General features: G+C 54.3%; 20 protein-coding genes and 1 riboswitch. Of the genes, 13 read left to right on the top strand and 7 right to left on the bottom strand.

Annotation, left to right across the window (positions count from 1 at the left end; genetic code table 11):
- Positions 1 to 110 precede the first annotated feature (110 nt).
- From HOV93_RS20540 to HOV93_RS26660, 3 genes are all read left to right on the top strand, one after another.
- Positions 111 to 1,061, top strand: coding sequence for an SgcJ/EcaC family oxidoreductase (locus HOV93_RS20540; RefSeq protein WP_207398412.1), 951 nt, complete (start codon positions 111 to 113; stop codon positions 1,059 to 1,061).
- A 37-nt stretch (positions 1,062 to 1,098) separates the two neighbouring features.
- Positions 1,099 to 2,919: a hypothetical protein gene (locus HOV93_RS20535; protein WP_207398411.1), complete on the top strand. Its 1,821-nt coding sequence runs from the start codon at positions 1,099 to 1,101 to the stop codon at positions 2,917 to 2,919.
- A gap of 88 nt (positions 2,920 to 3,007) precedes the next feature.
- A complete protein-coding gene (locus tag HOV93_RS26660; RefSeq protein ID WP_207398410.1) occupies positions 3,008 to 3,184 on the top strand; it encodes a DUF2314 domain-containing protein in 177 nt (58 codons plus the stop codon).
- On the opposite strand, the gene HOV93_RS20525 is transcribed toward HOV93_RS26660, so the two are convergent.
- Complete coding sequence (locus tag HOV93_RS20525) at positions 3,148 to 4,254, bottom strand: transporter (RefSeq protein WP_315853445.1); 1,107 nt, start codon at positions 4,252 to 4,254, stop codon at positions 3,148 to 3,150. The two genes, HOV93_RS26660 and HOV93_RS20525, sit on opposite strands and share 37 nt — an antisense overlap.
- Positions 4,255 to 4,474: 220 nt before the next feature.
- Between HOV93_RS20525 and HOV93_RS20520 the strand changes: the two genes are divergently transcribed.
- The 3 genes from HOV93_RS20520 (at position 4,475) to HOV93_RS20510 (ending at position 8,367) form a co-directional block, all read left to right on the top strand.
- Positions 4,475 to 5,731, top strand: coding sequence for a hypothetical protein (locus HOV93_RS20520; protein ID WP_207398409.1), 1,257 nt, complete (start codon positions 4,475 to 4,477; stop codon positions 5,729 to 5,731).
- Between the two features lie 72 nt (positions 5,732 to 5,803).
- Entirely contained in the window at positions 5,804 to 6,505 is a 702-nt protein-coding gene (locus tag HOV93_RS20515) for a tetratricopeptide repeat protein (RefSeq protein WP_207398408.1), read from the top strand.
- Between the two features lie 296 nt (positions 6,506 to 6,801).
- Entirely contained in the window at positions 6,802 to 8,367 is a 1,566-nt protein-coding gene (locus tag HOV93_RS20510; protein ID WP_207398407.1) for a choice-of-anchor I family protein, read from the top strand.
- 93 nt (positions 8,368 to 8,460) lie between these two features.
- On the opposite strand, the gene HOV93_RS20505 is transcribed toward HOV93_RS20510, so the two are convergent.
- Positions 8,461 to 9,960, bottom strand: a complete 1,500-nt coding sequence (locus tag HOV93_RS20505) for a DEAD/DEAH box helicase (RefSeq protein WP_207398406.1) — start codon at positions 9,958 to 9,960, stop codon at positions 8,461 to 8,463.
- Positions 9,961 to 10,457: 497 nt separating this feature from the next.
- Between HOV93_RS20505 and HOV93_RS20500 the strand changes: the two genes are divergently transcribed.
- Positions 10,458 to 10,976, top strand: a complete 519-nt coding sequence (locus HOV93_RS20500; RefSeq protein WP_207398405.1) for a DinB family protein — start codon at positions 10,458 to 10,460, stop codon at positions 10,974 to 10,976.
- A 60-nt stretch (positions 10,977 to 11,036) separates the two neighbouring features.
- On the opposite strand, the gene HOV93_RS20495 is transcribed toward HOV93_RS20500, so the two are convergent.
- A complete protein-coding gene (locus HOV93_RS20495) occupies positions 11,037 to 11,987 on the bottom strand; it encodes an epimerase (RefSeq protein WP_207398404.1) in 951 nt (316 codons plus the stop codon).
- 146 nt (positions 11,988 to 12,133) lie between these two features.
- On the opposite strand from HOV93_RS20495, the gene HOV93_RS20490 reads away from it, so the two are divergent.
- A complete protein-coding gene (locus HOV93_RS20490; RefSeq protein WP_207398403.1) occupies positions 12,134 to 12,718 on the top strand; it encodes an MBL fold metallo-hydrolase in 585 nt (194 codons plus the stop codon).
- On the opposite strand, the gene HOV93_RS20485 is transcribed toward HOV93_RS20490, so the two are convergent.
- On the bottom strand, positions 12,715 to 14,070 hold the full coding sequence (locus HOV93_RS20485) for a sugar porter family MFS transporter (RefSeq protein WP_207398402.1): 1,356 nt from the start codon (positions 14,068 to 14,070) through the stop codon (positions 12,715 to 12,717). The genes HOV93_RS20490 and HOV93_RS20485 overlap by 4 nt on opposite strands.
- A gap of 237 nt (positions 14,071 to 14,307) precedes the next feature.
- On the opposite strand from HOV93_RS20485, the gene HOV93_RS20480 reads away from it, so the two are divergent.
- The 4 genes from HOV93_RS20480 to HOV93_RS20465 all read left to right on the top strand — a co-directional run bounded on the left by HOV93_RS20480 (position 14,308) and on the right by HOV93_RS20465 (position 18,683).
- Positions 14,308 to 15,633 (top strand): UDP-glucose dehydrogenase family protein, encoded by a 1,326-nt coding sequence (locus tag HOV93_RS20480; protein WP_207398401.1) that lies wholly within the window; start codon positions 14,308 to 14,310, stop codon positions 15,631 to 15,633.
- 43 nt (positions 15,634 to 15,676) lie between these two features.
- On the top strand, positions 15,677 to 16,645 hold the full coding sequence (locus HOV93_RS20475; RefSeq protein ID WP_207398400.1) for a UDP-glucuronic acid decarboxylase family protein: 969 nt from the start codon (positions 15,677 to 15,679) through the stop codon (positions 16,643 to 16,645).
- Positions 16,646 to 16,752: 107 nt separating this feature from the next.
- Positions 16,753 to 16,817: riboswitch (guanidine-III (ykkC-III) riboswitch) on the top strand.
- Between the two features lie 38 nt (positions 16,818 to 16,855).
- The gene (locus HOV93_RS20470) at positions 16,856 to 17,179 is read left to right on the top strand and encodes a DMT family transporter (protein WP_207398399.1); all 324 of its coding nucleotides are present in this window, start codon (positions 16,856 to 16,858) and stop codon (positions 17,177 to 17,179) included.
- A 112-nt stretch (positions 17,180 to 17,291) separates the two neighbouring features.
- On the top strand, positions 17,292 to 18,683 hold the full coding sequence (locus HOV93_RS20465) for an alkaline phosphatase PhoX (protein WP_207398398.1): 1,392 nt from the start codon (positions 17,292 to 17,294) through the stop codon (positions 18,681 to 18,683).
- On the opposite strand, the gene HOV93_RS20460 is transcribed toward HOV93_RS20465, so the two are convergent.
- Together HOV93_RS20460 and HOV93_RS20455 are read right to left on the bottom strand one after the other, a co-directional pair.
- Complete coding sequence (locus HOV93_RS20460) at positions 18,680 to 19,477, bottom strand: hypothetical protein (RefSeq protein ID WP_207398397.1); 798 nt, start codon at positions 19,475 to 19,477, stop codon at positions 18,680 to 18,682. The two genes, HOV93_RS20465 and HOV93_RS20460, sit on opposite strands and share 4 nt — an antisense overlap.
- 197 nt (positions 19,478 to 19,674) lie before the next feature.
- On the bottom strand, positions 19,675 to 20,502 hold the full coding sequence (locus HOV93_RS20455; protein WP_207398396.1) for a hypothetical protein: 828 nt from the start codon (positions 20,500 to 20,502) through the stop codon (positions 19,675 to 19,677).
- Between the two features lie 190 nt (positions 20,503 to 20,692).
- On the opposite strand from HOV93_RS20455, the gene HOV93_RS20450 reads away from it, so the two are divergent.
- Complete coding sequence (locus HOV93_RS20450) at positions 20,693 to 22,294, top strand: glycine--tRNA ligase (RefSeq protein ID WP_207398469.1); 1,602 nt, start codon at positions 20,693 to 20,695, stop codon at positions 22,292 to 22,294.
- Positions 22,295 to 22,469: 175 nt separating this feature from the next.
- On the opposite strand, the gene HOV93_RS20445 is transcribed toward HOV93_RS20450, so the two are convergent.
- Complete coding sequence (locus HOV93_RS20445; protein WP_207398395.1) at positions 22,470 to 24,713, bottom strand: diguanylate cyclase; 2,244 nt, start codon at positions 24,711 to 24,713, stop codon at positions 22,470 to 22,472.
- Between the last annotated feature and the right edge of the window lie 220 nt (positions 24,714 to 24,933).

Below are 24,933 nucleotides of genomic sequence, written 5' to 3'. Positions count from 1 at the left end.
GCCGATTCTTTCAACCCTTTTGTTGCGACCCCCAAAAAACACCACCTATAATTTGGGGTGAAATATCTTCTGGGGCAAACTCAAATAACGTAAAGAACGGGGGACGTCGGATGAAGTTTCTATCTTCGTCACGCCGATGCCATAGTGCCGGAAAGATCGGTTATGGGTTGGTGGCATGCTCTTTTGTGTTGCTTTTATGCATCAATCTACATGCTCAAACGGGCGAGCCTGCAAGCAACCCGCTGGAGCAAAAGCTGCAAGCATCGTTCAAAACATTTGAAACGGCGTTCAACGCGCACGATGCCAAAGCGATCGCCAATCTCTGGCAAGAAGACGCCGTCCATCGTCAGTCGGCATTGGCAGGCAGCCTGAAGGGGCGTGCGGCAATTCTGGCAGCCTATGAAGCGCTCTTTCAATCCGATCCCCAGGCCAAGTTGGCCATCACGGTAAATTCGTATCGAGAGATTTCGCCCGACGTCGTCAGTGTGAAGTGTTCGACGCAAGTAATGCACACCAACAAGTCGGTTTCGTTCTCACGATTGTCGGCTTTGCTGGCTAAGCATGGAGATCAGTGGCTGATCAGCGAAGTGGAAGAAACTGATATACCGGTCAGCGCGTCGATGCCATCGGGCGCTTTGCAGCAGTTGGATTGGTTGGTGGGCACATGGGTTGATGGCGACGAAAAGTCGACTGTCTCGAATCAAGTGAGTTGGATCAATGGTGGCAACTTCCTGGCCCGCCAATATCAAATCAGCACACCGCAAGGCTTCAGTCAGTCTGGCATGCAAGTCATTGGCTGGGATAACGAACACAACGTGATCCGTTGCTGGCAATTTGACGGCGACGGAAGCTTTGGCGAGGGAACGTTTGAGCAAACAGGTCCGGCGACATGGCGCTGCCCGATGGTGGTGAAACTGGTCGACGGACGTCGCGCTTCGTACAGCCAAGTGATCGAGCGCGTCTCGAACAACGAGTTGAAGCTCAGCCTGGTCAACATGGAAGTCGACGGCAAAGTTCTGGCGGGAAGTGGTCCCGACAAGCTAACCCGATACGGCAACTAGGACTTTACGCACACAAGAAACATAAGGGAACATTTCCATGCAGCGAAATCTTTGGACCTGGTGTTGGACGGTCGTGGCGGCAGTCTTTTTACCGGTATCGGCTTACGCGGTCGGCTTTCATGGCGGTGGCGGATTCCACGGTGGTGGAATGGGAGGCTTGAGTGGCGGCTTTCACGGCGGCGGCGTGATGGCCGGTGGTGGTTTTCATCCTGGAGGACCAGGCGGTGCCGGGCTTTCCGGTAACTTCGGCGGTGGCGGATTGGGAGCCGGCGGCTTTCAGGGAGGGGACTTTGGTGGCGCGCATCTGCCATCCAGTACCCATTTGCCGCAAAGTAATTTGAATCTGCCTTCGTCGGGGATTGCCGGTCGTTTTCCCGGAACACTGAATCCCACGTCACTTCATGCCGGTGACAATCTGGCCGGTATTGGAGAAAGCCACGCTGGTTTTCCTTCGTTTACCACGCATCTGCCCAACGGCGGTCGACCTTCGACGGGGCAATTGCAAAGCTTCCTTAGTTTGCCGGGTGGACCCAAAGCAGACGGTGGGATTCGTACGAGTTTCCCTGCCGATGCAACCAGCAAGATTCATGGTCAGCTGAGCAATATCGTCGGACCAGGCAGCCCCGGTGCCAACAAGCTCAGCAGTTGGTTGGATAACAATCCCGACCGTGCCACCAAGCTCGAACAATGGGCCGACAAGGCAAAAGGCTCTGGGCTGAGCGGTGGCGACACGTGGAGCAAGGATCATCCCAACGCCAGTAACAATATCGACAAGTGGCTTGGCGGTAACGGGCCCAAGCCTGGTAGTGATTTTTTGAGCAAAGACCACCCGAATCTCGATAATAAGGCCCAAGACTTCAAAAATAACACCAATCGCCCCAGCAGTGACTTCTGGAGCAAAGATCATCCGAACCTCGATAACAAGGTTCAAGATTTCAAGAACAACGGTAATCGCCCTGGCAGTGATTTCTGGAGTAAGGATCACGACAACATCGGCAACAACGTCCAGAACATCCACAACAACCATATCGACGGCAATTGGTGGAACGTCAATCATCCCGAGATCACGCAGAACATCGACAACCATTTCAATTGGAATCGTCCTGGCAGTGACTGGTGGAGCCACGATCACCCGAACCTCAGGCCTTGGTACTACCAACACGATTGGCACAATCACAATAGCTGGTACTGGTGGCGTGGTGCGACCTGGGGCCGCATGACGGCCTGGTTCCCTTACTATGGCTGGGGGGCTCCGGTTTATTACGACTACGGCACCGGCGGCAACGTCGTGTATCAGGATAACTCTGTGTACGTCAACGGACAGGATGTCGGCACACAAGAAGAATACGCCCAGTCGGCGATGGATTTGGCAACCGTTCAGTCTGCCGACACGCAGTCAAACAGCACCCAGGACGATAGCCAACAGAGCAGCAGCCAGCAGGATAATAGTCAGAACGGCAACAGCCAAGACGACAAGTTTTTGCCGCTAGGGACCTTCGGTATTTCTACCAGTGAAGAGGATCCTAAACCGACACGGGTTATTCAATTGGCCGTCGACCACAACGGGATCATTAGCGGTTCCTACTACAACACGTCCACAGACAAGTCGTACCTTGTTCAAGGGAAAGTGGACAAGAAGACGCAGCGTTGTGCGTTCACCGTAGGGGACAATTCCTCGACGGTATTTGAAACAGGAATCTATAACCTCACCAAGAACGAAGTGCCGGTCCTGGTTCATTTTGGTACCACCAGCACCAAGCATTACTTGTTAATTCGCATGGACCCGCCGAAAGACGCCAAGTCGAGCGATGAAGGAGATTCCTCGAACAATGCTTCCGGAGAAGGGCTGTCGTTCTAACGACTACGTTTCTTACGAGCAAGTTCATGACATGCCCACGTTCGCGTGGGCATGTTTGTTTCGAAGAGGCCTTTGATCAACCGCTCTTATGTTGCCGTCCGAAAACCTTGAAAGGGAGCAAGCTGCCAAAAAGGCTTGTTCGACCTTCAAATACTTCCGGCGAGAAATGTTTCGGGAACGCCGCTGCATTGTGCCCAGGATTGAAGTTTGCAGCAGCGTATGTGTGATTTACCAGGCCTTCGAGAAACTCGCTGCCATGCTGTAGTCGGTTTCCAACTGCACCCCATTCAGGTCTTGGGCGACTGGCAGAACCATTTCAACATTCAGACGGCTACCGTCGCAAAATTGATAGATGCCGCCGAAGCCGAGATTGCACCAAAAGCCGCCTCGCATATCGGTGCGGGCCGTGCTGATCATGTTGGGGTTTAACTGCGGGTCGCCGGCTCCACGGTAGTTTTCTCGCCACAGTGCTTCGGTGCGAAAGGTCAATGCGAAAGGTTTGGTTACCCGCTTGGCGAACCACCAATTTAATTGGTATTCGTTACCTACGGTGTAATCACGGTAGTTTTCGCCGACGGGTAAGTTCGTCTGAAGTTGGGCACCCATGCTCGCCATCGCCCAATACTTCTTATAAGTAATGCCGGGACGGAAGTTGAACGTCCCGCTGCCCAGTTGCATTGGGTAAGGCATCTGTGTTTCCATGCCTGCGGGGCTCACGTTGGTGGTGGTGCCATGGATGTTACCGGTTGGGGCACTCATACCGAAGTTGAAAATCAAATCGGTGCTGTCCGTATCATGCAGAAGCATCAACGCACCAAAGTGGAGGTCGCCGAAGCCAGAGTTGTAGGTGGAAAAGGTCGTGTTGTTGGCGCGTAGATGGTCCATCGTCAGTTCCATCCACATGGGCATGATGTACAGCGTGATATCGTCGGTGGCCCCGTACATGAAATGGATCATGTGCATATCCATATCCATCTGAGTGGGCGTGGCCATGAAGTTGATGCCGGTCACGGTCAGCGCTTCGGTGTCGGTCACCCGCCGCGAGCCGAAACGGTTGCCGTCCATGTACATCTTGCGGTACTTGTACTCCACCATGTATTCGCCCTGGTGGTGGACATGGTCTCCCATCAAACTAGCCGGTGCGTGCGTGTCGGGGCGATCTTCTTTCAGGTCGTGACCGTGTCCATGGCCTTCGCACTCCCAGCACGTAGCGAACGGCTCGGCTGGGTCATAGAGCGAATCGGTAGCAATGGGGTCATCGGGATGTGCCAAAGCCAGATTTATCATGGCGAAAGGAGCAAGGGCCGCAAAAGCCAGGCAACGAATCCGATTCACAGGGCAGTTCTCTTAGAGCTTGTTCGTTGGGGAGAGAGCACGGTATGTTTCCTTCATCGGCCAACCAAACCATTGATGGCGAAGAGATAGGAGCTGCAACCGTGCATTGCCCTTGGGGGCATGATAAGATTTGCGGATTATTCAACTTTTCGCTTGAACGACTTCCCACCATGCAGGTCTTATCTGCTAGCGATGTCAGCTTTTCTGGAGTTTCGCCACCGTGACTGAAGAACATCAACTGCTCGAGCACATTGAAGAAGGCATTGTCACCCACGGTGGCGAACTGGGCGGCTGGACGCAGTTGTTTGATGGCAGTCTCAAACTGTTTGACGGACGCATTTCACTTTCAGTAGTAATCTACGAGGGGGAAGATGGGCGGCGAGAGATGGCTCATTGTCATGTCTATGCCACGCTGCACGAGTATGATGACGAAGTTCTGGATGCGTGTGTCGTTGGCATGGGAGAAGATCGAGATAACGCACTGCGCGAAGCGGGTGGACTGTGGGTTACCTGCGTGGCGGGGCCAATCAAATCATTTCTCGATAACCGACCGCTCTGCATGACCTGCCAGGCCGGCGTCCAGGACGGTGATTTCTCGCAAGGATATGCCCCGGGTGATTACGGTCTGTCGGGGCTGCGTGCTTACGTGGGACCATCGCTGGCCCGAGGCATCGACGACGAAGCAATTCATAATAAGCTCGACGACAGTAAGCCCTGGTTTCGCTATGCCGCTGAGTCGGCTGCTCCGCGGCGGGTTCACCTGGTCAAAGCGACGATCCTTTCGCACGGCGAAAAAGGATGGCATCGGGAACTCGAGATCGATGGTCATGAAGTCGCCCATCGTGAAGAGAACTGGCCGGCTGGTATCGGTGGGCCAGACTTCGGCTATGTGACGCGATTTGCCGTGTTTGAGTTTCCTAGCAACTCGACAGAGATCAGATATCGCAGGGAACTTGAACGAACAATCCGATACTTTGGCGAGCACTTTTCCGACTACGAATCGGTCGATCAATTGATAGAGGCCATGGTCGGGCAAGGCTTCGATGCCGATACGGTTCACGAAGTCGAGTCCGTCTCGACCATTGCATTCGGGCGTCTTTATTTCGAGGCGACCGGCGTGCAATATTCCTCGACTATCATTCGGGCACGCCGCGACGGTACGATCGAGACCGACGTACCACTGATGGCATTGCCAGCCTACTCCAGGGGCCGAGCCATTGGGGCCAAGCTTTGGGAGACATTGCCCGAAGAAAAATGGCATTCGCTGACGCTGTACAATGCCGAGTCCAATGCGATTCTCAGTGCGTTGGAATCTGGCACTGATGCCGCCGACTTAAGTGGCGTGAAGCTCTTTCCGAGTGTTGTGCCTGATCGCGGAGTCTCTCAGGAAACGATGGACCAGGCCATTGACATGGTTTTCAAAATGTCGCAATCTACGCGACCCGTAGGTAAGAAGCCCTGGTGGAAGTTCTGGTAGACATCCAGCGACAAGGCTAGAATTCGAAGCAACCCTGCTTATCGGTTGCCCCTTTCTCTCAGATCGAAATTCATGACGAACCTCACTTGCGCCGCGACCTGCTTCGTGGCAACCATCTTGCTTGTTGGCTGCGACACTCAGAAAAGTGGCGACGCCCTAGTCGAGCAAGGGGGTGTCTATAGCGACCAGGGCGACTATGCCGAAGCCATTGTGTATTTCAAAGATGCAATCCAACGGCCGTTGATTAACTACAGCAAAAGTGGCGTGTTGACGATGATCGGCAACTGCTACAACGAACTGGGCGAGTACGAAGAGTCGATCAAGTACCATGACTTGGCAATCAAGGAGGATCCCCAAGACCATAGGGCTTTCGTGAACAAAGGGGTGGTATATCGCCTGCGAGGTGAATTCGACGAAGCGGAAAAGATGTACAACCAGGCTTTGGAACTGGAGCCTGACTACGCCGAGCTTCACGTTAATGTAGGTGCGTTCTACCTCCATCAGAAGGAATTCGAGAAAGCGGTCGTGCACTTAGAGAGAGGAGTCGATCTGGACGACTCGCGGCCAGTCGCGCACTCGAACTTAGCGCTTGCGTACGCAACGGTTGGACGCTTGGAAGATGCGGATCGCGAACTCAAGAAAGCAATTGCCCTAGGATACCAACACCCCCAGCTCATCCAAGAGCGAATCGAATCCCTTAAAGCGGAGACGGAAGACGCTCCTGCGATCAACGAAGCAGAGGCAGCGGATGAGGGGCAATCGTCCGGCCAGTGATCGGCTTCATCCAAACACAAGTCTGCCTTATCTAACAGTTCGCGGTGCGTGCTTCTTCAGAAATCAGGCTCTGCAAAAGGACGCGACCCAATTGAACCAGGGAGTCCTCCTGTTTCAATAATTCTATCTTAAGCCGTGTACAGAACTGAACTCGTGCGGCTCGTCTGCCGAGACAATCGCAATAAGATTTTTGTTGTTTGTTTTCATTTGACCTTCATCTGTTGCCAACAATATGCCCCCAAACTGGTCGGCATATTGTTTCTTTGGATAGACCCTATGATGAAGGATCACCTCGGATGAAAGTGTTTTCTTTGAACAGTGCCGTTCTGGCATCGCTGGTTCTGGCAGGTTCGGCTGCGGCTGGCCCTTTGGATTTTCTGTTTGGTACGCCCAGCTTAGAAGAAGCCTGGCGATATGAGGCTGAAGGGGGCGAAACGGCTTGCGAGATTGTTTCCTACGATGCGGACACACGGAAAGTTTTCGTAACCAACGCAGCAGACGAAACGGTGGACGTACTGGACGCGACCGACGGCACGCTGTTGCATCAGATTGACGTAGGTGATGTGAATAGCGTGTCCTGTTACGAAGGTCTCGTGGCGATTGCTGTTGCAGCCGAAACAGGCGTGCGTGGTAAAGTGATCCTCCTCAATGCCGAGGACTACACTGTTTACTCCGAACCTGAAGCGGGTTACCTGCCAGACATGGTCACCTTCACGCCAAATGGCAAGTATGTTTTGGTTGCCAACGAAGGGGAGCCAAACGACGATTATGACATCGATCCAGTTGGCTCTGTTTCGATTATCGACGTGACCGATCCTGCCGATCCGGAAGTGTTCGAAACCGGCTTCGAGTCGTTCAACAGTGAAGAAGCAGCGTTGAAGGCCGCTGGCGTGCGTATCTTCGGACCAGGTGCCTCGGTCGCACAAGATATCGAACCAGAATACATCACGGTTTCGGCAAACTCGCGTACGGCATATGTCAGCTGCCAGGAAAACAACGCGATCGCTGTGATTAGCATACCTGCTAAACGTGTTCTGTCGATCAACCCGCTCGGTTTCAAGGATCATTCGCTGCCTGAAAACGCGATGGATGCTTCGGACGATGACAATGGCACGATCAATATTCAGCCGTGGCCAACTAAGGGCATGTACATGCCTGACTCGATCGCTTCGACTCAATTCTTCGGTTTCACGCTAGTTGCTTCCGCCAACGAAGGGGATGCCCGCGATTACGATGGTTTTGCGGAAGAAGAACGCATCAAGGATCTGGTTCTGGACGAAGACGCCTTCCCTGATGCCGACGAGTTGCAGGAAGATGAAAACCTGGGTCGTTTGAATGTGACGACCACGCTTGGCGACTTGGACAACGACAACGAATACGAAGAACTGTACAGCTTCGGTGCTCGATCGTTCTCGATCTGGCTGCTTACTCCGTTTGGACAAACGGTGCAAGTGTACGACAGCGGAAGCGACTTCGAAGAAATCACTGCCGCTCAGGTTCCGGATTTCTTCAATTCAGACGATGGCGACTCCGATAACTTCGATAATCGCAGCGACGCCAAGGGGCCAGAACCGGAAGCGATCGACATCGGCAGCGACCTGGGCTGCACTTGGGCATTTATCGGCCTGGAACGTGTCGGCGGCGTAATGGTTTACGACATTACCAACCCGCTCAATCCCAGCTTCGTGCAGTACTCGCGAAATCTAACGGACGTTGCTCCTGAAGGGATTGACTTCATCTCTCGCAGCAACAGTCCATTTACCGAACCGGCGATCGTCGTCGCTCACGAAGTCAGCGGCACGACGACCCTGTTCAAGATCAAGCGAACCGGCGGACTACTATCCCGTCTGCTTAACAACTAAGTGAACTCTCGCCCGCATCGAGCTAAAAACAAAAACCGCCTGGAGCGATATCTCGCTCAGGCGGTTTTCTTTTTCTAGTGTTGCCGGTTTAGCTTAGCGTTCGGTATTTGCTGGACGGCGTCGCTTTTGCTTTTGACCAAAGCCGGTAGCAGGCTTACCGGCGATGCGTTTCGGCTTGTTCTTATTGCCGAAGGGGCCTGCCGCAGCGGGCTTCTTGTCGCTCGGTCGATCGTCACCGCCTTGGTTGTCGGAATTCGACTTCGAGCCGAAACGACTTGGCTTCTTACCACCAGGCTTGCTGCCGAATTTGCGTGGGCCGCCACTGGTGCGGGGACCGCCGTTGCCACGAGGACCACGTCCACGCGAACCACCGCGACGAGGTTCGTCGTGGGTGATTGGGTCGCTGGTCTCGAACCCGTCGATGGCTGGCTCGATGGGGATTGAAATGCGTGTCAAGCGTTCGATCTGCTTGAGCAGGCGTCGTTCGCCACCGGCACAGAACGAAACGGCCACCCCTTCGGCGCCGGCTCGCGCGGTGCGGCCAATTCGATGGACATAGGTTTCTGGCGTTTCTGGTAGATCGAAGTTGACCACGTGGGAAACGTCATTCACATCCAGGCCACGTGCGGCGATATCGGTCGCCACAAGTACTGGCGGACGGTTGCTCTTGAACTGTGCCAGCGTTCGGCTTCGCACGCTCTGGCTTTTGTTGCTGTGGATCGCGGCGGCTCGCAGGCCGTCCTTTTCCAAAATACGTACAAGCTTATCGCAGTCGTGCTTCGTGCGAACAAAGACCAGTGTGCGGCTGCGCGGAGTGTCTTGCAGGTAACGCGATAGCAGGTCGGCCTTACGACGCTTGTCGACGTAATGGACCGACTGTGAAATGCGTTCGGCAGGTGCCGCGACCGGAGCGACCTGTAGCGAAACAGGATTGGTCAGCCATTTTTCAGCCAAATCGCGAATCTCTGGCGGCATCGTGGCCGAGAACATCACCGTCTGTCGATCGTGGGGACAAGCGGCGACAATTTTCTTTAGTGCCGGCAAGAAGCCCATGTCCAGCATCTGGTCCGCTTCGTCGAAGCACAGGATTTCCAGCTGCGAGAGGTTGATGTGCCCCTGAGTCATCAGGTCGAGCAGACGGCCTGGGGTGGCAACCAAAGTATCGATACCCCAGCGAAGGTCGCGTACCTGAGGAACCTGTGAAACGCCACCGAACACCACCGTGTGCTTCAGCGAAGTAGCCCCGCCGTACTTTTTCAGGCTCTCGCTGATTTGCGCAGCCAGTTCGCGTGTCGGAGCGAGAATCAATGCGCGAATTGGGCGTGGAGGTCCTTGGAACTTGTTGGAGGTCCGCTTGCCACGAACGCGCTCGGTCGGCTGTTCTCTGGGGGGAGCCGACTCTAGCAGACGATGCAGCATGGGCAGGGCGAATGCGGCCGTCTTGCCGGTGCCGGTTTGGGCACAGCCAATCAGGTCTTTACCATCCAGGATTACGGGAATAGCTTCCGCTTGAATCGGCGAGGCCGTTTCGTATTTCAGCTTTTTAAGGGCACGCTGAAATGGTTCGGCTAGCGCGACATCGGTAAACTTCATATCGATCAATGCTTTCGGATGACATTCGCAGACCGTGGGTAGAGAGTCCTCTCGACCTGCACGCGCGAACTGTCTGCCCCTTGATTTTGGGGGCGATGCCAAATTGTCGGCCAACTGGTTTTGCCTTACGTGGCAAATGGATCATCACGCAGGCGATTTCATTGCGTGGAGTGGCCGTAAGGGGCAAGATAATCAGTCGCGGTCGAGAGAACGAGCAACCTGGGAAGAGTGATTGAGATGGCAATACGCTTGCAACATCTCGGTCCAGGTGACCGCTTTTTTATCGAATCGAATGAACTTAAACGGCTTGTAAGCTGCTAAGTCTCACACCTTGTTTGGGATAAATATACTCCCTAAGCGCACTAAAGACTAGGCGTGTTTCCGCGACATGCGTCCAGAAAGGGGTAAATTTAACCCATTGATGGATTGAGCTTGAAGAAGATGTCAAGGCATTTAAGTGATTATGTAGAAAGACGTTACCGAACGGGGAGAAGGGAATGGGCAATCTGTGGAACGACCTGCTAGGGCGGCAATATGAAGCCGCATTATGTACTTTAAATTACTCTATCGAGAAGAGCCCGGAACCTGCCTGGCAGGGAAAAGTAGTCAATATGACCTTCGATCAGGCTGTCTTTCACACGTTGTTTTTCACGGACTACTATCTCGGAAAGAAGCCGGAAGAACTCAAGCAGCAGGCCTACCACCGGCAACATGCCGAGTTCTTTGCGGATTATGAAGAGATGGAGCCACGTGCCCAACGGCAGCGTTACACCAAAGCAACGCTGGGTGACTATCTACAATTCTGCCGAGCAAAAGCGAAGGAAACGCTCGCGGTGGAGACTGCACAAGACTTGGCTGCCGCGTGTGAGTTTCCCCCGAAGACATTCAGTCGGGCCGAGCTTCACGTTTATAACTTGCGTCACATTCAGCATCACGCAGCACAGCTAGTCATGCGACTGCGGATGGATTATCAGGTCGATACGCCCTGGTTTGGCAGTGGTTGGCGAGCGAGCTAGTTGTGTCTCTTGTGGTCACCAAGCGGCGTTCGGATTATCCGCTATACGGAAATTCCCTGACTACGAGAGCGATCGAGTGATATCCTGGAGCGCCGGCCCGACGTCAGGAAACTGAAACGCAAAGCCTTCTTCCCGTAACTTATCGGACCGCACGTACCGTCCATAAAGAGCCAAGTTCGGGTCGGTCCGCAGCAGCAAGGGTGCCCCCAGGCGGACCATCCAAGCAAACGCCGGCAATCCAAATCGTATGCCCATCGCTTCGCGTAACGCTCGCATGAATTCGATTTGCGAGACAGGGTTGGGGGCCGAGGCAATGTAGACTCCGTGCATGCTTTCTTGGATCAGTGCTCGTTGGAAAAGACGATTCAGATCGAGTTCGTGAATCCAGCTAAAGCCCTGCTTGCCGGTGCCAATACGGCCACCGAGCCCCAATCGAGTGAGGAGGCTCAAGCGATCCAGGGCACCTCCACCGGCGCCCCGGTCGCGTCCGACAACGAAACTGGTTCGCAGCACGATACCACGCTGAGAAGGGAGTCTCGCCTTAGCGAACTCTTCTTCCCATGCCATGGCCACATCGGGTGCCAGCCCCACTCCGATCGCCGATTGTTCGGTGCAGATTGCTTCGGGAGGATCGCCGAAGATGTGGGCTGTTCCCATCTGAACCCAAACCGGGGGAGGCTGGTCGATGGCTCGTAGGGCTTGGCCGAGGACCCTGGTCGATTCCACGCGTGAGCGGAGGATTTCGTCCTGATGGTCTGGCGTCTTGATGCAGTCGACCGTTCGCCCCGCCAGATTGACCATGCCGTATGCTCCATCAAGGCAACTCTTCCAATTGCCGAGTGATCGACCGTCCCAGGCCACATGCGTCCAGGGTCCTTCCGACCTGGGGGTATTTCGTGAAAGTATGACAACCTCGAAGTTGTTTTCGTGCAGGTGCTGAGCCAGCGAAAGACCCAGGAATCCGCTTCCGCCTGCGATGACGATTCGACGGGTTGGGGAGGTGTCTGCCAACGTTATAAATCCTATGCATCGTGCTAAGCTGGTCTAGTGTTACCCGCAAGCCGCTGCCACAGTTAACTGAAGAGGGGTGCCTTGCCGGACAACTTTTACTGCGTTATTTGGTAAGCCAAATACTTCTGCAAACCGATCGTAATGATATGCCTATAGTTCATCCCAGAATATTGGAAGTGCGTGCCCCGGCGCTTAACTTCTTCGTGCTGCGCGATGAGAAAGGGCTTTATGTTATCGATGGCGGTTTCATCGGGGGGTGGCGATTACTTCAGAACGCCCTTCGTCGAGAAGGATGGCAAGATGAGCCGGTCCGAGGGATTGTGGTCTCTCACGGGCATCTCGATCATATCTTGAATGTGGCCCACCTGGCCAAAGCTTACGGTGCCTGGATTGCCGCCCCGCGGCTCGATGCCGATCATCTCGATATCGCGTCTGGCATTCAAGCAGTTCATCTGCCAGGTCATACCGCCGGGCATATGGGCTTCTGGTGGGGCGAAGAGAAGTTACTGCTGACCGGCGATTTATTTGTCAGTTACCGTGACGAAGCTCGACTGCCGCTGGATATCTTCAACCTCGATTCTCAACAAAATGTACGCAGTATCGAGACGGCACTAGCTTTGAATCCGCGCGGAGTGCTGCCCAATCACGGCAGTCTCGCGGCACCGGGAGAGCACCTCCGACGTCTCAAGCGGCTGCACAAGCGGGTCTCGGCAAGTCGTACCGGCAATTAGGAATGAATGCCAAGTTTTCGCTCGATCTCTTCCAGCGGGACCCCTTTTGTCTCAGGCATTTGCACAAGCACCCACAGCAATTGCAAGACCATCATCCCGCAGAAGATACCGAAGACGATCGCAGGAGCGAACGCGGTTACCATGTAAGGGAACACGAGCGTGAGCGTCGCCGCAAAAAACCAGTGTGTGAAGCTACCGAGTGTCTGCCCGACGGCTCGGTAGCGATTGGGAAAGATCTCAGAAATGAAGACCCAGATAACTGCGCCTTGACCGACCGCATGGGCTGCGATAAACGCAAAAATACAAGGAGGCACGATTGAATAATGCTCGCTGTGGAAGGCCCACGCGCAGAGGCCAAGCGAGGCGATGTAACCGATCGAACCGATGATCATCAACGTGCGGCGTCCTAGGCGGTCGATCAAGGCCAAGCCGACAAATGTGAAAATGAGGTTGGTTACACCAATTCCTACCGATGTTAGCAAAGCGGCTTCTTCGCCGAGCCCAGTTAACTCGAAGATCCGCGGGGCAAAATAAAGCACCGCGTTAATGCCCGAGAGCTGATTGAAGAAGGCAATCAGGAAGGCCATCAGCATCGGTACATGCAATTTCGCTTGCCAAATGCTGCCGCCTGCGATTGTTTGTTGGGCGGTGATTTCGATTTCATCGGCTACCGCTTCCACGTGTCCGGGCGAATCATCCGGCATGATTTGACGCAGTATTTCGATTCCCTTTTCACGTTGCCCTTGGCGGGCAATCAACCAACGAGGACTTTCTGGTAGAAAGAAACAAAAGATGGAATAGATAATCGCGGGAATCGCTTCGACGCCCAACATCCACCGCCAAGCGTTATTGACTTCTCCTTCTGCGACCGATTCGGCAAACCACTGCGCAATCAATGCGTTCGAGAGAAACGCGATCAGAATGCCAAAAACAATATTGAATTGAAACATGCCGGCGAGTTTGCCACGGTCTTGGGGTGGAGAGATCTCAGAGATATACAGCGGAGATGTCACCGTCGATATCCCTACGCCCAGGCCGCCAATAAATCGAGCGAGCATGAAGGAATAAGGGTCAGTCGCGAGCGCAGACCAGATCGCCGACGCAAAATAGAGTATGCCGATCGATACCAATGTCTTTTGGCGACCGAAGTGATCGGTCGGCCAGAAACCAATCATCGACCCGATCACGGTTCCCCACAAAGCGGCACTCAAGGCCAGTCCGTGCTGAAAGTCTTCTAACCCCCACAACTGCTGGATGTTTTTTTCTGCGCCAGAAATCACGACGGTGTCGAAACCAAACAGAAAGCCGGCCAGGGAAGCCGTTACCGACCAGAATATAATTCGAGGGAGCATATCAGCGATTACAGGAAGATTAGGTAAAGAGATCAAGACTGGATCACGTCTTGTGTGATGACTCCGCCGGATTCTCTCACACTCATGCGGCTTAAAAAAGGCTTTTCTTCCGCAGATGATCCTGAATTGCCTCGGGAGGTGTGGTCTCGTAAAGCCTCTTCACCTGTTATCCTTTACAAACTGGGGTACACTAATTCGATTACCGTCATAGTCGATTTCCTGCCAGGAAGAGTTTAGATGAAGCTAGCAGTCATAGGCACAGGCTACGTGGGTCTGGTAACGGGAACCTGTTTCTCTGATTTGGGAAATGAAGTCACGTGCATTGATGTCAATCAGGCCAAAGTCGAAGGACTGAAGCAGGGCATTATCCCGATTTATGAGCCGGGCCTGTCGGAACTGGTTTCGCGAAACTATGAAGAGGGGCGACTGCAGTTCACCACCAATGCTGCCGACGTGATTCCAGATGCCGATATTGTCTATATCGCCGTCGGAACACCTCAGTCTGATAGCGGGGCTGCCGATCTTTCTGCCGTATGGAAGGTCGTCGAAGGCATCGCGCCCCATCTACGAGAAGACGCTTTGGTGGTAGTAAAGAGCACCGTCCCGGTCGGCACCAACGGCAAGGTGTACGAGATGCTTAAGGAGCTATGCGGCCGCGAAGTCAACGTGGCAAGCAATCCCGAGTTTTTGAAAGAAGGCTCGGCCATCTCCGATTTTATGTATCCCGACCGCGTTGTCTGCGGCGTTCGTAACGAAGCGGCCGAAGAGTTGCTGCAAACGCTGCATGCCCCGCTGGTTCGCACCGGCAAGCCCATCTTGTTCATGAGCCCTGAAAGCTCGGAATTAACAAAATACGCCGCCAACGCACTATTGGCTACCAAGATTAGCTTTATCAACGAGATCGCCAATCTCAGCGAGAAAGTCGGGGCGGACATCAACGATGTGCGGATCGGCATGGGGCACGATCAACGCATCGGTTTTCAGTTCCTCTTTCCCGGTTTGGGCTACGGTGGAAGTTGTTTCCCGAAAGATGTTCGTGCTTTGGCGTCTTTGGCGGAAACATTGCAGCTTGAGCCGAAGATCATGCGTGCAGTCGACGAAGTCAACGTTCATCAGAGGGCATCGCTGGTTCGTAAGATCGATGCGTTCTATGGTGGCGACGTTGCTGGCAAGACGTTCGGCGTTTGGGGACTCGCATTCAAGCCGAAGACCGACGACATTCGCGAAGCGCCCGCTCTGGAACTGCTGAACTATCTGGCCGACAAGGGAGCGATCATCCACGTGCACGATCCCGAGGCGATGGAAAACGTTCAGGCTCAATTTGGCGACAAAATTCGCAAATACTGCAAAAGCGAGATGGAAGCCGTTGACGGTGCGGATTGCTTGGCTATCAACACCGAATGGAACGAGTACCGCACGCCGGACTTCAAGAAACTAAAAGCGAAAATGAAATCACCGACCATCTTTGATGGACGTAACCTGTTCGAGTTGGGCAACATGGAAAAGCATGGGTTCACGTATTTCTCGGTGGGCCGTCGACCAGTCGATGTTTCCAAAACCTAGCCTGCGGATTGGGACTTTACTACAGAGAGCGACCTGAAATTTTATGTCTCAGATCAAACGCATTTTGGTAGCCGGCGGCGCTGGCTTTCTAGGTTCGCGAATTTGCGAAGAACTGGTCGAACAGGGGCACGATGTCATCTGCGTCGATAACTTCTTCACCAGCCAGAAGTCGAATATCGTCCATTTGTTGTCGAAGCCGAACTTTGAGGTCATTCGGCACGACATCATCCATCCCGTCTGGTTGGAGGTGGACGAGATCTACAACATGGCCTGTCCGGCGGCTCCTGGGCACTATCAATTTAATCCCATCAAGACCATGAAAACGTCGGTGATGGGTTCGATCAACTTGCTGGGGATGGCCAAACGTTGCCGCGCGAAATACTTGTTTGCTTCGACGTCGGAAATTTACGGTGATCCGGAAATCCATCCGCAGCCAGAGACCTATCGCGGCAGCGTCAACACGCTCGGAATCCGCGCTTGCTACGACGAAGGCAAGCGAGCCGCCGAGACGCTATGCATGGATTATCATCGCATGAACGGCGTTCAGGTCCGTATCGTACGAATTTTCAATACGTATGGGCCGCGGATGCATCCTTACGACGGTCGCGTGATCTCGAACTTCATCCGCCAGGCCTTCACCGGCGAGCCGATTACCATTTACGGCGATGGCTCGCAGACACGCTCGTTCTGTTACCGCGACGACCTGGTCGACGGCCTCATTAAGATGATGGCTTGCGATCAGGTAGGCCCGATCAACGTGGGGAACCCCATCGAGTTCTCAATCCGGCAGTTAGCTGAGCTGGTCGTCAAACTGACCGGTTCTAAGTCGGAGATCATCTACACGGACTTGCCCTCCGACGACCCCAAACAGCGTCAACCGGACATTACCTTGGCAAGAAAGCACTTAGGTTGGGAGCCAACTACCCAGTTGGAAGACGGCCTCAAGCAAACCATCGACTGGTTCAAGACCATCGATCTTTCGCAGTATCGCCCCCCCACACCTAATTTTTAGTGGGGTAGCTAAGAGGTCAGGCTCTACTGTCGGGGGGGGGCGGCCCCGATCGTGAGTGCGGTAAGCCGGGCTTGCGGTTGGTTGGGTGCTTGCGAATAATCTTACCAACGTTGGCTACGCATACAGCCCCGGACGAGACGCGCCGTACCCGGTCAGGATAAGACGACGCACGAAGTAACTAACCTCGTGTCGTCCTACAAGGAGCTTATCATGGCTTGGTGGATTCTATTGGCAGCCGGTCTTCTCGAAATTGTCTGGGCAACGGGTCTTAAATATACCGAAGGCTTTACTCGCTTCTGGCCCAGCTGTTTGACGGTGATTGCCTTGGCTGGCAGCATGTACCTGCTTTCAGTCGCGGTTCGCGATTTGCCGATTGGGACAGCGTATGCTGTTTGGGTTGGGATTGGAGCGGCTGGAACTGCCGTGCTTGGTATGGCGATCCTGAACGAACCGGTCTCAGTCGCCCGGTTGTTTTTTATGGCTCTACTGGGGATTGCCATCCTGGGATTAAAGTTCAGCACGGCAGCCACGTGAACCCGAATTACGTGTTAAGAATTCGTGAAGCCGCTTGTCAGCTCGCCGGCACTTTAGGTACCTTGCCGCATGGCACTGATGTTTCTTTTAAGTCCCATCTTGGGAACCGGATATGGCTGACCCTAAATCGCGTCGTGAATTTCTGAGTGATACGTTTTCTGTTTTTGGATCGTTTGCCATTGGAGGTGCCCTGTCGACCCTGGGCGCGCGAACGGCACTCGGAGAGACGGCCCGGCAATCGGCATCTCTGGTTCCTGTGAAGGATGAAGCAACTGGCTTGCCGCTGTTGAAACTCCCGGAAGGGTTTCGTTACGTATCGTACGGTTGGACGGGCGATAAAATGGACGACGGCCAGTCGACCCCATCTGCTCACGACGGAATGGGCGTGGTAGGCCAAAAGGCTAACAAGTTGCTCATCACTAGGAATCACGAACTCGGCAAGGTAGGACCTGCGTTTAGCAGCAGAAATGGTTCTTCCTACGATCGATCGGCCACCGGTGGTTGTACCCAGTTAGAATTTGACATCAAGCGCGGACAGTGGCTGTCCAGTTACGGTGCCATCTCCGGCACCGTCCGTAACTGTGCCGGTGGCGTGACTCCCTGGGCTAGTTGGTTGACCTGTGAAGAAACCCTGGATGGGCCTGAGGACGGCAATCGCCAGGCCCATTACGAAAAGGATCATGGCTGGGTCTTTGAAGTTCCCTCGGATGGCACTTCTACTGCGCAGCCCATTAAGGAGATGGGACGTTTCGTGCACGAGGCCGTCGCCATCGATCGCAAGACGGGTGATGTCTATTTGACCGAAGACCAAGGCAAAGCAGGCTTCTATCGCTTCCGCCCTACGCAGCCAGGCAAGTTGGCGGCCGGCGGTGTACTGGAAATCGCCGAGGTCGTGGGGCATCCTGACCTTCGTGGCGGCTTTAAAGATGGCTCGTCGTTCCCGGTTAAGTGGCATCGGATTGCGAACCCAGCGTTAGAGAAAACGAACCCTGATGCGAAGGTCGACTCGGTTTTCGAGCAAGGTCAAAAGCTCGGCGGCTCAACCTTTTCTCGGCTCGAAGGCTGCTGGTACGGCAATGATTTGATTTACTTCGATGCCACCAACGGCGGAGCTGCCAAGGCAGGACAGATCTGGCAGTTTGATCCCAAGCAGCAAACGGTCACGTTGCTTTACGAATCACGCAACAAACGCGTTTTGAACATGCCGGACAACTTGTGTGTAAGTCCTCAAGGAGGCTTGGTTCTCTGCGAAGACAACGACTATTCCGGCGAAGACCCACTACCGCAGCGGATGCTAATCCTGACAAAGGATGGTCGGTTGAAAAACTTCGCCGAGAACAACATCACGCTTAATGGCGAGCATAACGGCCTTCGCGGCTCGTACGTCGATAAGGAGTGGGCCGGGTCGACATTCAGCCCTGATGGGAAGTGGATGTTTGCCAATATCCAAACGCCTGGTATCACGTTCGCGATCACCGGGCCGTGGGATGACGTTTTGGTCTAATCGACCTTGGGGAGAGCGAGGATTTCACTTGCGATCCGTTCTGCCTGTTTTTTGCGGTGCTGCGCCGTGAATATAAGCCATGGTTGGATGTCGGCCGGCATGATGCAGAACTCGTGGGGGCCCTCGCTTGTCTGACAAGCGAGATTCACCACGACAATCCACGGTGACTGCAACTTGATTTTCCGGACGTCACACAACAGCAGGGAACCGCGAGGAATGCGATAGCGGCGGTTGTCGCATTCGAGCACGATTTCTCCCTCGGTCTTGTCCAGTTGAAGGAGGCCGATGTCAATGATCTCGGCCTCGTTCGAGCCCAACTGAAACGAAGCCATCGACTGTGGCTGCGTTGATGTCAGCGTGACAAATTCGCTAGGGAAACTCTCTCTTGCGATCCATGGGGCAGAGCGATTGTCGATTTGTCGCCGCAAGAGCGTTTCCCACCAGCGGTCCTGGCAGAAAGCGTTAGTCAGGATATAGATCAGTGTGAAAAAGAGGATAATGCTGGCTACCAAGAGTGCGAGCGACGCGTTCCCACCCAGGTTCAACCACACCGGACCGAACGCCGCCAGAGTGTAAAACAAAATCCCAAGCGTGATGGGAATCAATACCTGGGGTAGCCCAAGTAGAAAACGCATGCCCAAGGTGCGTACTTTCCCGCAATGTGGCTCCGGGACATCCTCGATCACCGCAGTGGCCGTGGCCGTCATGGGGTACGCCTGGTCGGCTTCCGGTTTGCCGGTTGCCGAAATGTCGGCCAGCGGTGCAGCAAACGGATTGGTGGGTTGGGTGGTCATGTCGTGTTCTTTAGATGCAGGATACGGTTTCTATATTCTTCCGCTTTTGCATTCCTTTGACCATCGGTTTGCCAAAGTTGGTCGGATTTTCCGATTCGAGAACACAGCTCTTGGGGGGCTAAGGGGTTTGGTTTCAAATGGATAAGTTCTGGCGGAGACGCCTAGCGGAGTTCGACGAGTCGTTACGGCTTGGCTAATTATATTTTCCTGGTCGAATGCGGTGCTTGTTTCAGCAGCAAGATTCGTCCCCAAAACTTTTCAGCGACGGACTTTCGCTGGTTATTCGATTGCCAGAAGCCGTCGACGTTGCCAGCCCTTAGGCATACTTCCCGCGGACCTTCGCTGGTTTGAATGACTAGGCAAAGCACCCAGACTTGCTTCTTCGCTTTTGTGAAGCAGTCGACTCCACACTTGAGCAGAGCCTGCGAGGGTATCCAAAAGCGATGCTCGGCCCCTTCCACGATGATCCGCGAATCGTAAGGGTTGACATGCAAGATAGCGACTTCCTGCGTGAGCTGCTGTTCGGGAAGTTGCCAGCGTTCTCGAGGGACGATCGCTACGAACTGGCAGTTGGGGGAGTTCAGCGAGGGGATCGGTTTGGTTTCGCGCTGACGAATCAGTTTTGCTAATCGGCGGAAGGTGGAGACGTCCTGCTGAAAGTAGTGACGGCTGATGGTCAGGACAAACAGAATGCCTGGTAATATGACAAACAGCAGGGTCGGGATGTGCTGCATCGTGAGGGAGGCCAGGGCGTCGGAATTGCTTGTGCCCCACGCCACGAGCAGCATCACCCCAATCCAAAGCACATAGAGTCCAACAAGGCTCAGCAGTAAATAAGAAAGGATCTTGCCCCACGGCTGGCCTGGTACAATCTGCCTGCCTAGCGGCGGATCGATTTCTTCGATCATCGCTAGCTTTGTCGCCACGAACGGCCAAACTTCTTCAGCCACTGCCGAAACAGCCGACGGCGACTCATCCGGCGTGTCTTGCGGCGACTGAAACGGATTGATTAGGTCTTTAGGCATGAAATCAACGGGACAGAACCTTCGGCAGCAGGAATTGTCCGAATTTTAGGGCAAACCATGCAAGCAATCGAGCCAATTGCCGGCTGACGACCCACGTAGACGCCCCAGGGACCCCTGAGGTACACTTAGATGTTTACCTGTTAACGACTTACGCTATTCACCCACTTCAAGCAGAATCGACGCCATGGAAATGGAAAAGCTCGTCTCGTTGTGCAAGCGGCGAGGCTTCATGTTTCAGTCATCCGAAATCTATGGAGGTATCAATGGATTTTGGGACTACGGCCCGTTGGGCGTCGAGCTGAAACGCAATATCAAGGATGCCTGGTGGCGTGATATGGTCACCGGTCACGACGACCTGGCCCAACTGCCTGGGGCTCCGGCTGCGTACGAGATGACCGGTCTCGACTGCACGATCATCATGCACCCTCAGGTCTGGAAGTGCAGCGGGCACTACGACTTGTTCCACGATTATATGGTCGACTGCCGCGAGTCGAAAAAGCGCTATCGCCACGATCAGATCCAGGGACGTTGGGTCGAAGCGAAAGGCAAAAAAATCTTCGCCACCGCCGGTAGTGATTCGGAATCGCCGGAAGCCGATCTCGAACGTCAGGCGCTCAAATTCTTCGGCATGCGATCCAAGAACGCGGACGAACTGAAGTGGGATGGCCCGCTCGTTTCGTTGACGACCGTAGACGACTTCGAACAGGTTCTCGGTCCTGACGCAAAGAGCTTGGGCTCGCTCACCCCGCCGCGCGAATTCAACTTGATGTTCAAGACGACGATCGGCGCGCTCGGTGGCGATTCAGACGCGGCTTTCCTGCGGCCGGAAACGGCACAGGGGATCTTCGTGAACTTCAAGAACGTGGTCGATAGTAGCCGTGTTCGCGTTCCTTTTGGTATCGCCCAGGTTGGTAAGAGCTTCCGCAACGAGATCACGCCGCGTAACTTCACGTTCCGCTCACGTGAATTCGAACAGATGGAAATCGAGTTTTTCTGCCATCCCGATTCGTCGCAAGACTGGTATACCTATTGGCGGCAACGTCGTTTCCAGTGGTACCAGGACATGGGACTCGATAAAGGCAAGCTGATCCTTCGCGAGCACCACCCCGAAGAGCTGGCACATTACTCGATCGGTACGGCCGACATTGAATACGCGTTCCCATTCTTGCCCGAAGGCGAATATGGCGAGTTGGAAGGGATTGCCCACCGAGGTGACTTCGATTTGCGTAGTCATATGGAAGGCAAGCTAGATCCCAACACCAATCCGATGACGGTCGAGCTGAACGAAGAAGGCAAGCCCAAGCATCGTGGTAGCGGCAAGGATCTTTCGTATCGCGATGACCTCTCCGGCGAACGTTTCGTGCCACACGTGGTCGAACCATCGGCCGGTGCAGACCGCGCGATGCTGGCCTTTTTGTGCGAAGCATTCACGGAAGACGAAGCACCCGATGACAAGGGTAAGATGCAAACGCGCACGTTGATGAAACTGCACCCGCGAATCGCCCCGATCAAAGCGGCGATCTTCCCGCTGGTCAAAAAAGACGGCATGCCGGAGATGGCTCAAGACATCTATCGCACACTCAAGAAAGAGTGGAATGTCTTCTACGACGAAAAGGGGGCCGTCGGTCGCCGTTATCGTCGACAAGACGAAGCTGGTACCCCGTTCTGCATCACCGTCGACGGCGACAGCATGCAAGACCAAACGGTCACCATTCGTCATCGCGACACGTTAGACCAATGGCGTGTGAAAGCCGACGATCTCAGTGATGAACTGCGAAAGCTGATCGGCTAGTTGGCTTGGCCAAATCTGGTTAGATCGTCGTACCAAGTGAATCGGTTAGCGTCGTCCAAATCATGTCCCCTCTCCTTCGAAAGGAGAGGGCTTGGGCGAGGGATTCTAGAGCACATTCGACGCTGAGTAACTAGAAATCCCTATCGCGTTCAAGCGATCCGAGATCCAACCAACCTCAGCGTGATTCCACTTTGCGCGGCTTGCCCCACAGTTTGCTCCACCAGGTAGGCTGTTCTTCCTCGGCGGCAATGGTGGTGTCGACGAATTCGTAGGCCACCATGTACGACTGCAGGCTCATCAGTAAATGACGTGCTCGTTCGATTGCGTCCCGCTTGCGTCGATCGCGATTGCGGCGGGGGGAGATTGAAATCTGAACCATGGTATGCTGCCCGCCGTTTTCACCGGTGATAGGACTGAACCTCAATTCGATGATCAGTGGAACAGCGCGGTCGGCGACTCGGCGCTGCAATGGCAACGATTCTCCGTCGACCATGATTTTGATCGATTCATCGCTAACGTTGAGCACCTCGGCCCGATGATCGGCGACGAAGCCTCGGATCTTTTCCGCGGCCAGGTTGAGGGGGACTTTGGTCTTCATCGCTCGCTTGAGCAGGACTTCCGGTTCCGCCGGAGCAATCAGACGGGTAAACCAACCGCGTCGATCGCCAATGGCAGGCTCTTTCAAGCCATTGCCTATCTGGGTGACAATGTTGCGACCCATTTCTTTCGATTGTAGCAACGCTCGATCGGCGCGGTTCAAAATGGAATCGGCCGTGTCGCCACGCTGGATCTCGGTCACGCCGAAACTGGCGGTCATGTTCTTGCCACCCAATGCCGACTGAGGCATTGCTGCCAGGTCGCTGCGGATCTTCTCGGCCAGTAGTGCGGCCTCTTCGTTGTTGCAGCTAGGGCAAAGGACCACGAATTCTTCCCCGCCATAGCGGGCACAAATATCCGCCGAGCGAGCATCCATCTGAAGCAAATTTGCAAACGAGATCAATGCTTCGTCGCCGGCTTGGTGGCCGAATGTATCGTTGATTTTCTTGAAGAAGTCGATGTCGCAGATGATCACACTGCACGATCGGCCAATGGTCGTGTGGCGTTCGACCATATCGATCAAGCCACGGTCCATTTCGGCACGATTGACCAGTCCGGTCAGTGGGTCACGGGTCGCTCTGTAGTGCAGTGATTGAATCTGCTCTTCGAGTGACTCGACGCCGGATGTGTCGTGCATCTGGATGGTAGTGCCGAGGTTCTTTCCGTCCTCGCCAACCACCGGAACGATATGCGCCGTGACGGTCACAAATTTTCCGGCCGCGTTGCGAATCGAAAGACGGTGCATGCCTTGGGTACCGGCAGCAATGGCCACACGAACCGGGTCGGTCTCGCTGGTGATCTTGCGACCTTGATGATCGGCCAGCCCGAGCAATTCGGATGTCCAGTAATGGCCTTCGACGGCGTCACGTGTCAAACCGGTTAGACGCTCGGCCGCTTGATTCCAACCAAGTATCTGCAAGTTGATGTCAATAAAGACGACCGCGTCATGAATGTGTCGAACCAGGCTATCCTGGAACGGTGCCTGCGATCTCAACTTCGACGGATTGGCACCTTGCTGGTTCACACGCCAATGTTTATTGGCATGTTCTGGAGAAAGTACCCTGAGCCAATTGCGGGTTGATTGCGCTTCTGTTGGCAACGGATGCGACATCATTTCGCAAAAGTTACTGACCAGGTCCGGATCGAACTGAGTACCGGCATAAGAAAATAACTCGGCGAATGCACGTTCTGTTGAGCGGGCCCGGCGGAAAATCTGGTCAACAGTCATCGAGTCAAACGCATCGACAATGGCCAGCATCCGAGCTTCGATGGGGATGTCTTTCCCCTTCAAGTTGTAATTGCCATGGGTACCATTGAACCAGGCATAGTTGAAGCGGATCAGGTCGACGATCTCTTCACCGTCGCAGCAAGCCGAGAGAATCTCCAAGCCGATATCTTGGCTGCGATCCATCAGCAATTGTTCTTCGGCCGCCAGCTTGCCTGGGCATGCCAACACATAGTCAGGCACACCCATCTTGCCGATATCGTGCAAGAGAGCGGCGACTTCTAACTGATCGCGCTGGTAGGCTTCTAAGTCGAGGATCGCGGCCCACCGGGAGCACAGTTTGGCGACGCGCAGCGAGTGCGAAGCCGTCGGGAAGTGCTTCGCTTGCAGCGAGTAGAACAGCCCCGAGGCAATCCCCAGGCTTACTTGAATGAGTTGATTGTCTGCTTCACCAAATTCGTCGTCGACCGTCTCCTCCGACGGTTCGTCGGCCCAGGCGATTAAATTCGATATGGTGTGAATCGGATCATCTACGGGGCCAGGGGGTACGTCCGTAGCGTCAAATGAGCCAGAATTGTGAGGAGGTTCCGTGGCCATCAGATATTGCTGCCCATCGCTTACCGCGCTTGAGTGTTGTTGGAAGGTTAGCGCTGAACGCTACGTCAGAATCCATAGAACAGCAAACTACGTCCGACTAAGAAGTGGGATTTCCGTAAAACTATAGCTCTCGAACACCAGATCAATCGTTGGAAAGCAGAAACGTCTCGTTGTCCCGCGCGAGTAATTGCGATAAGTTGAGTTTTGAGTGTTGTTAGGT

This window comes from Bremerella alba (assembly GCF_013618625.1).
GTDB classification, from domain to species: domain Bacteria; phylum Planctomycetota; class Planctomycetia; order Pirellulales; family Pirellulaceae; genus Bremerella; species Bremerella alba.
Note: the sequence above shows the minus strand (reverse complement) of the source record. Positions and strands in the feature narration are given on the sequence as shown.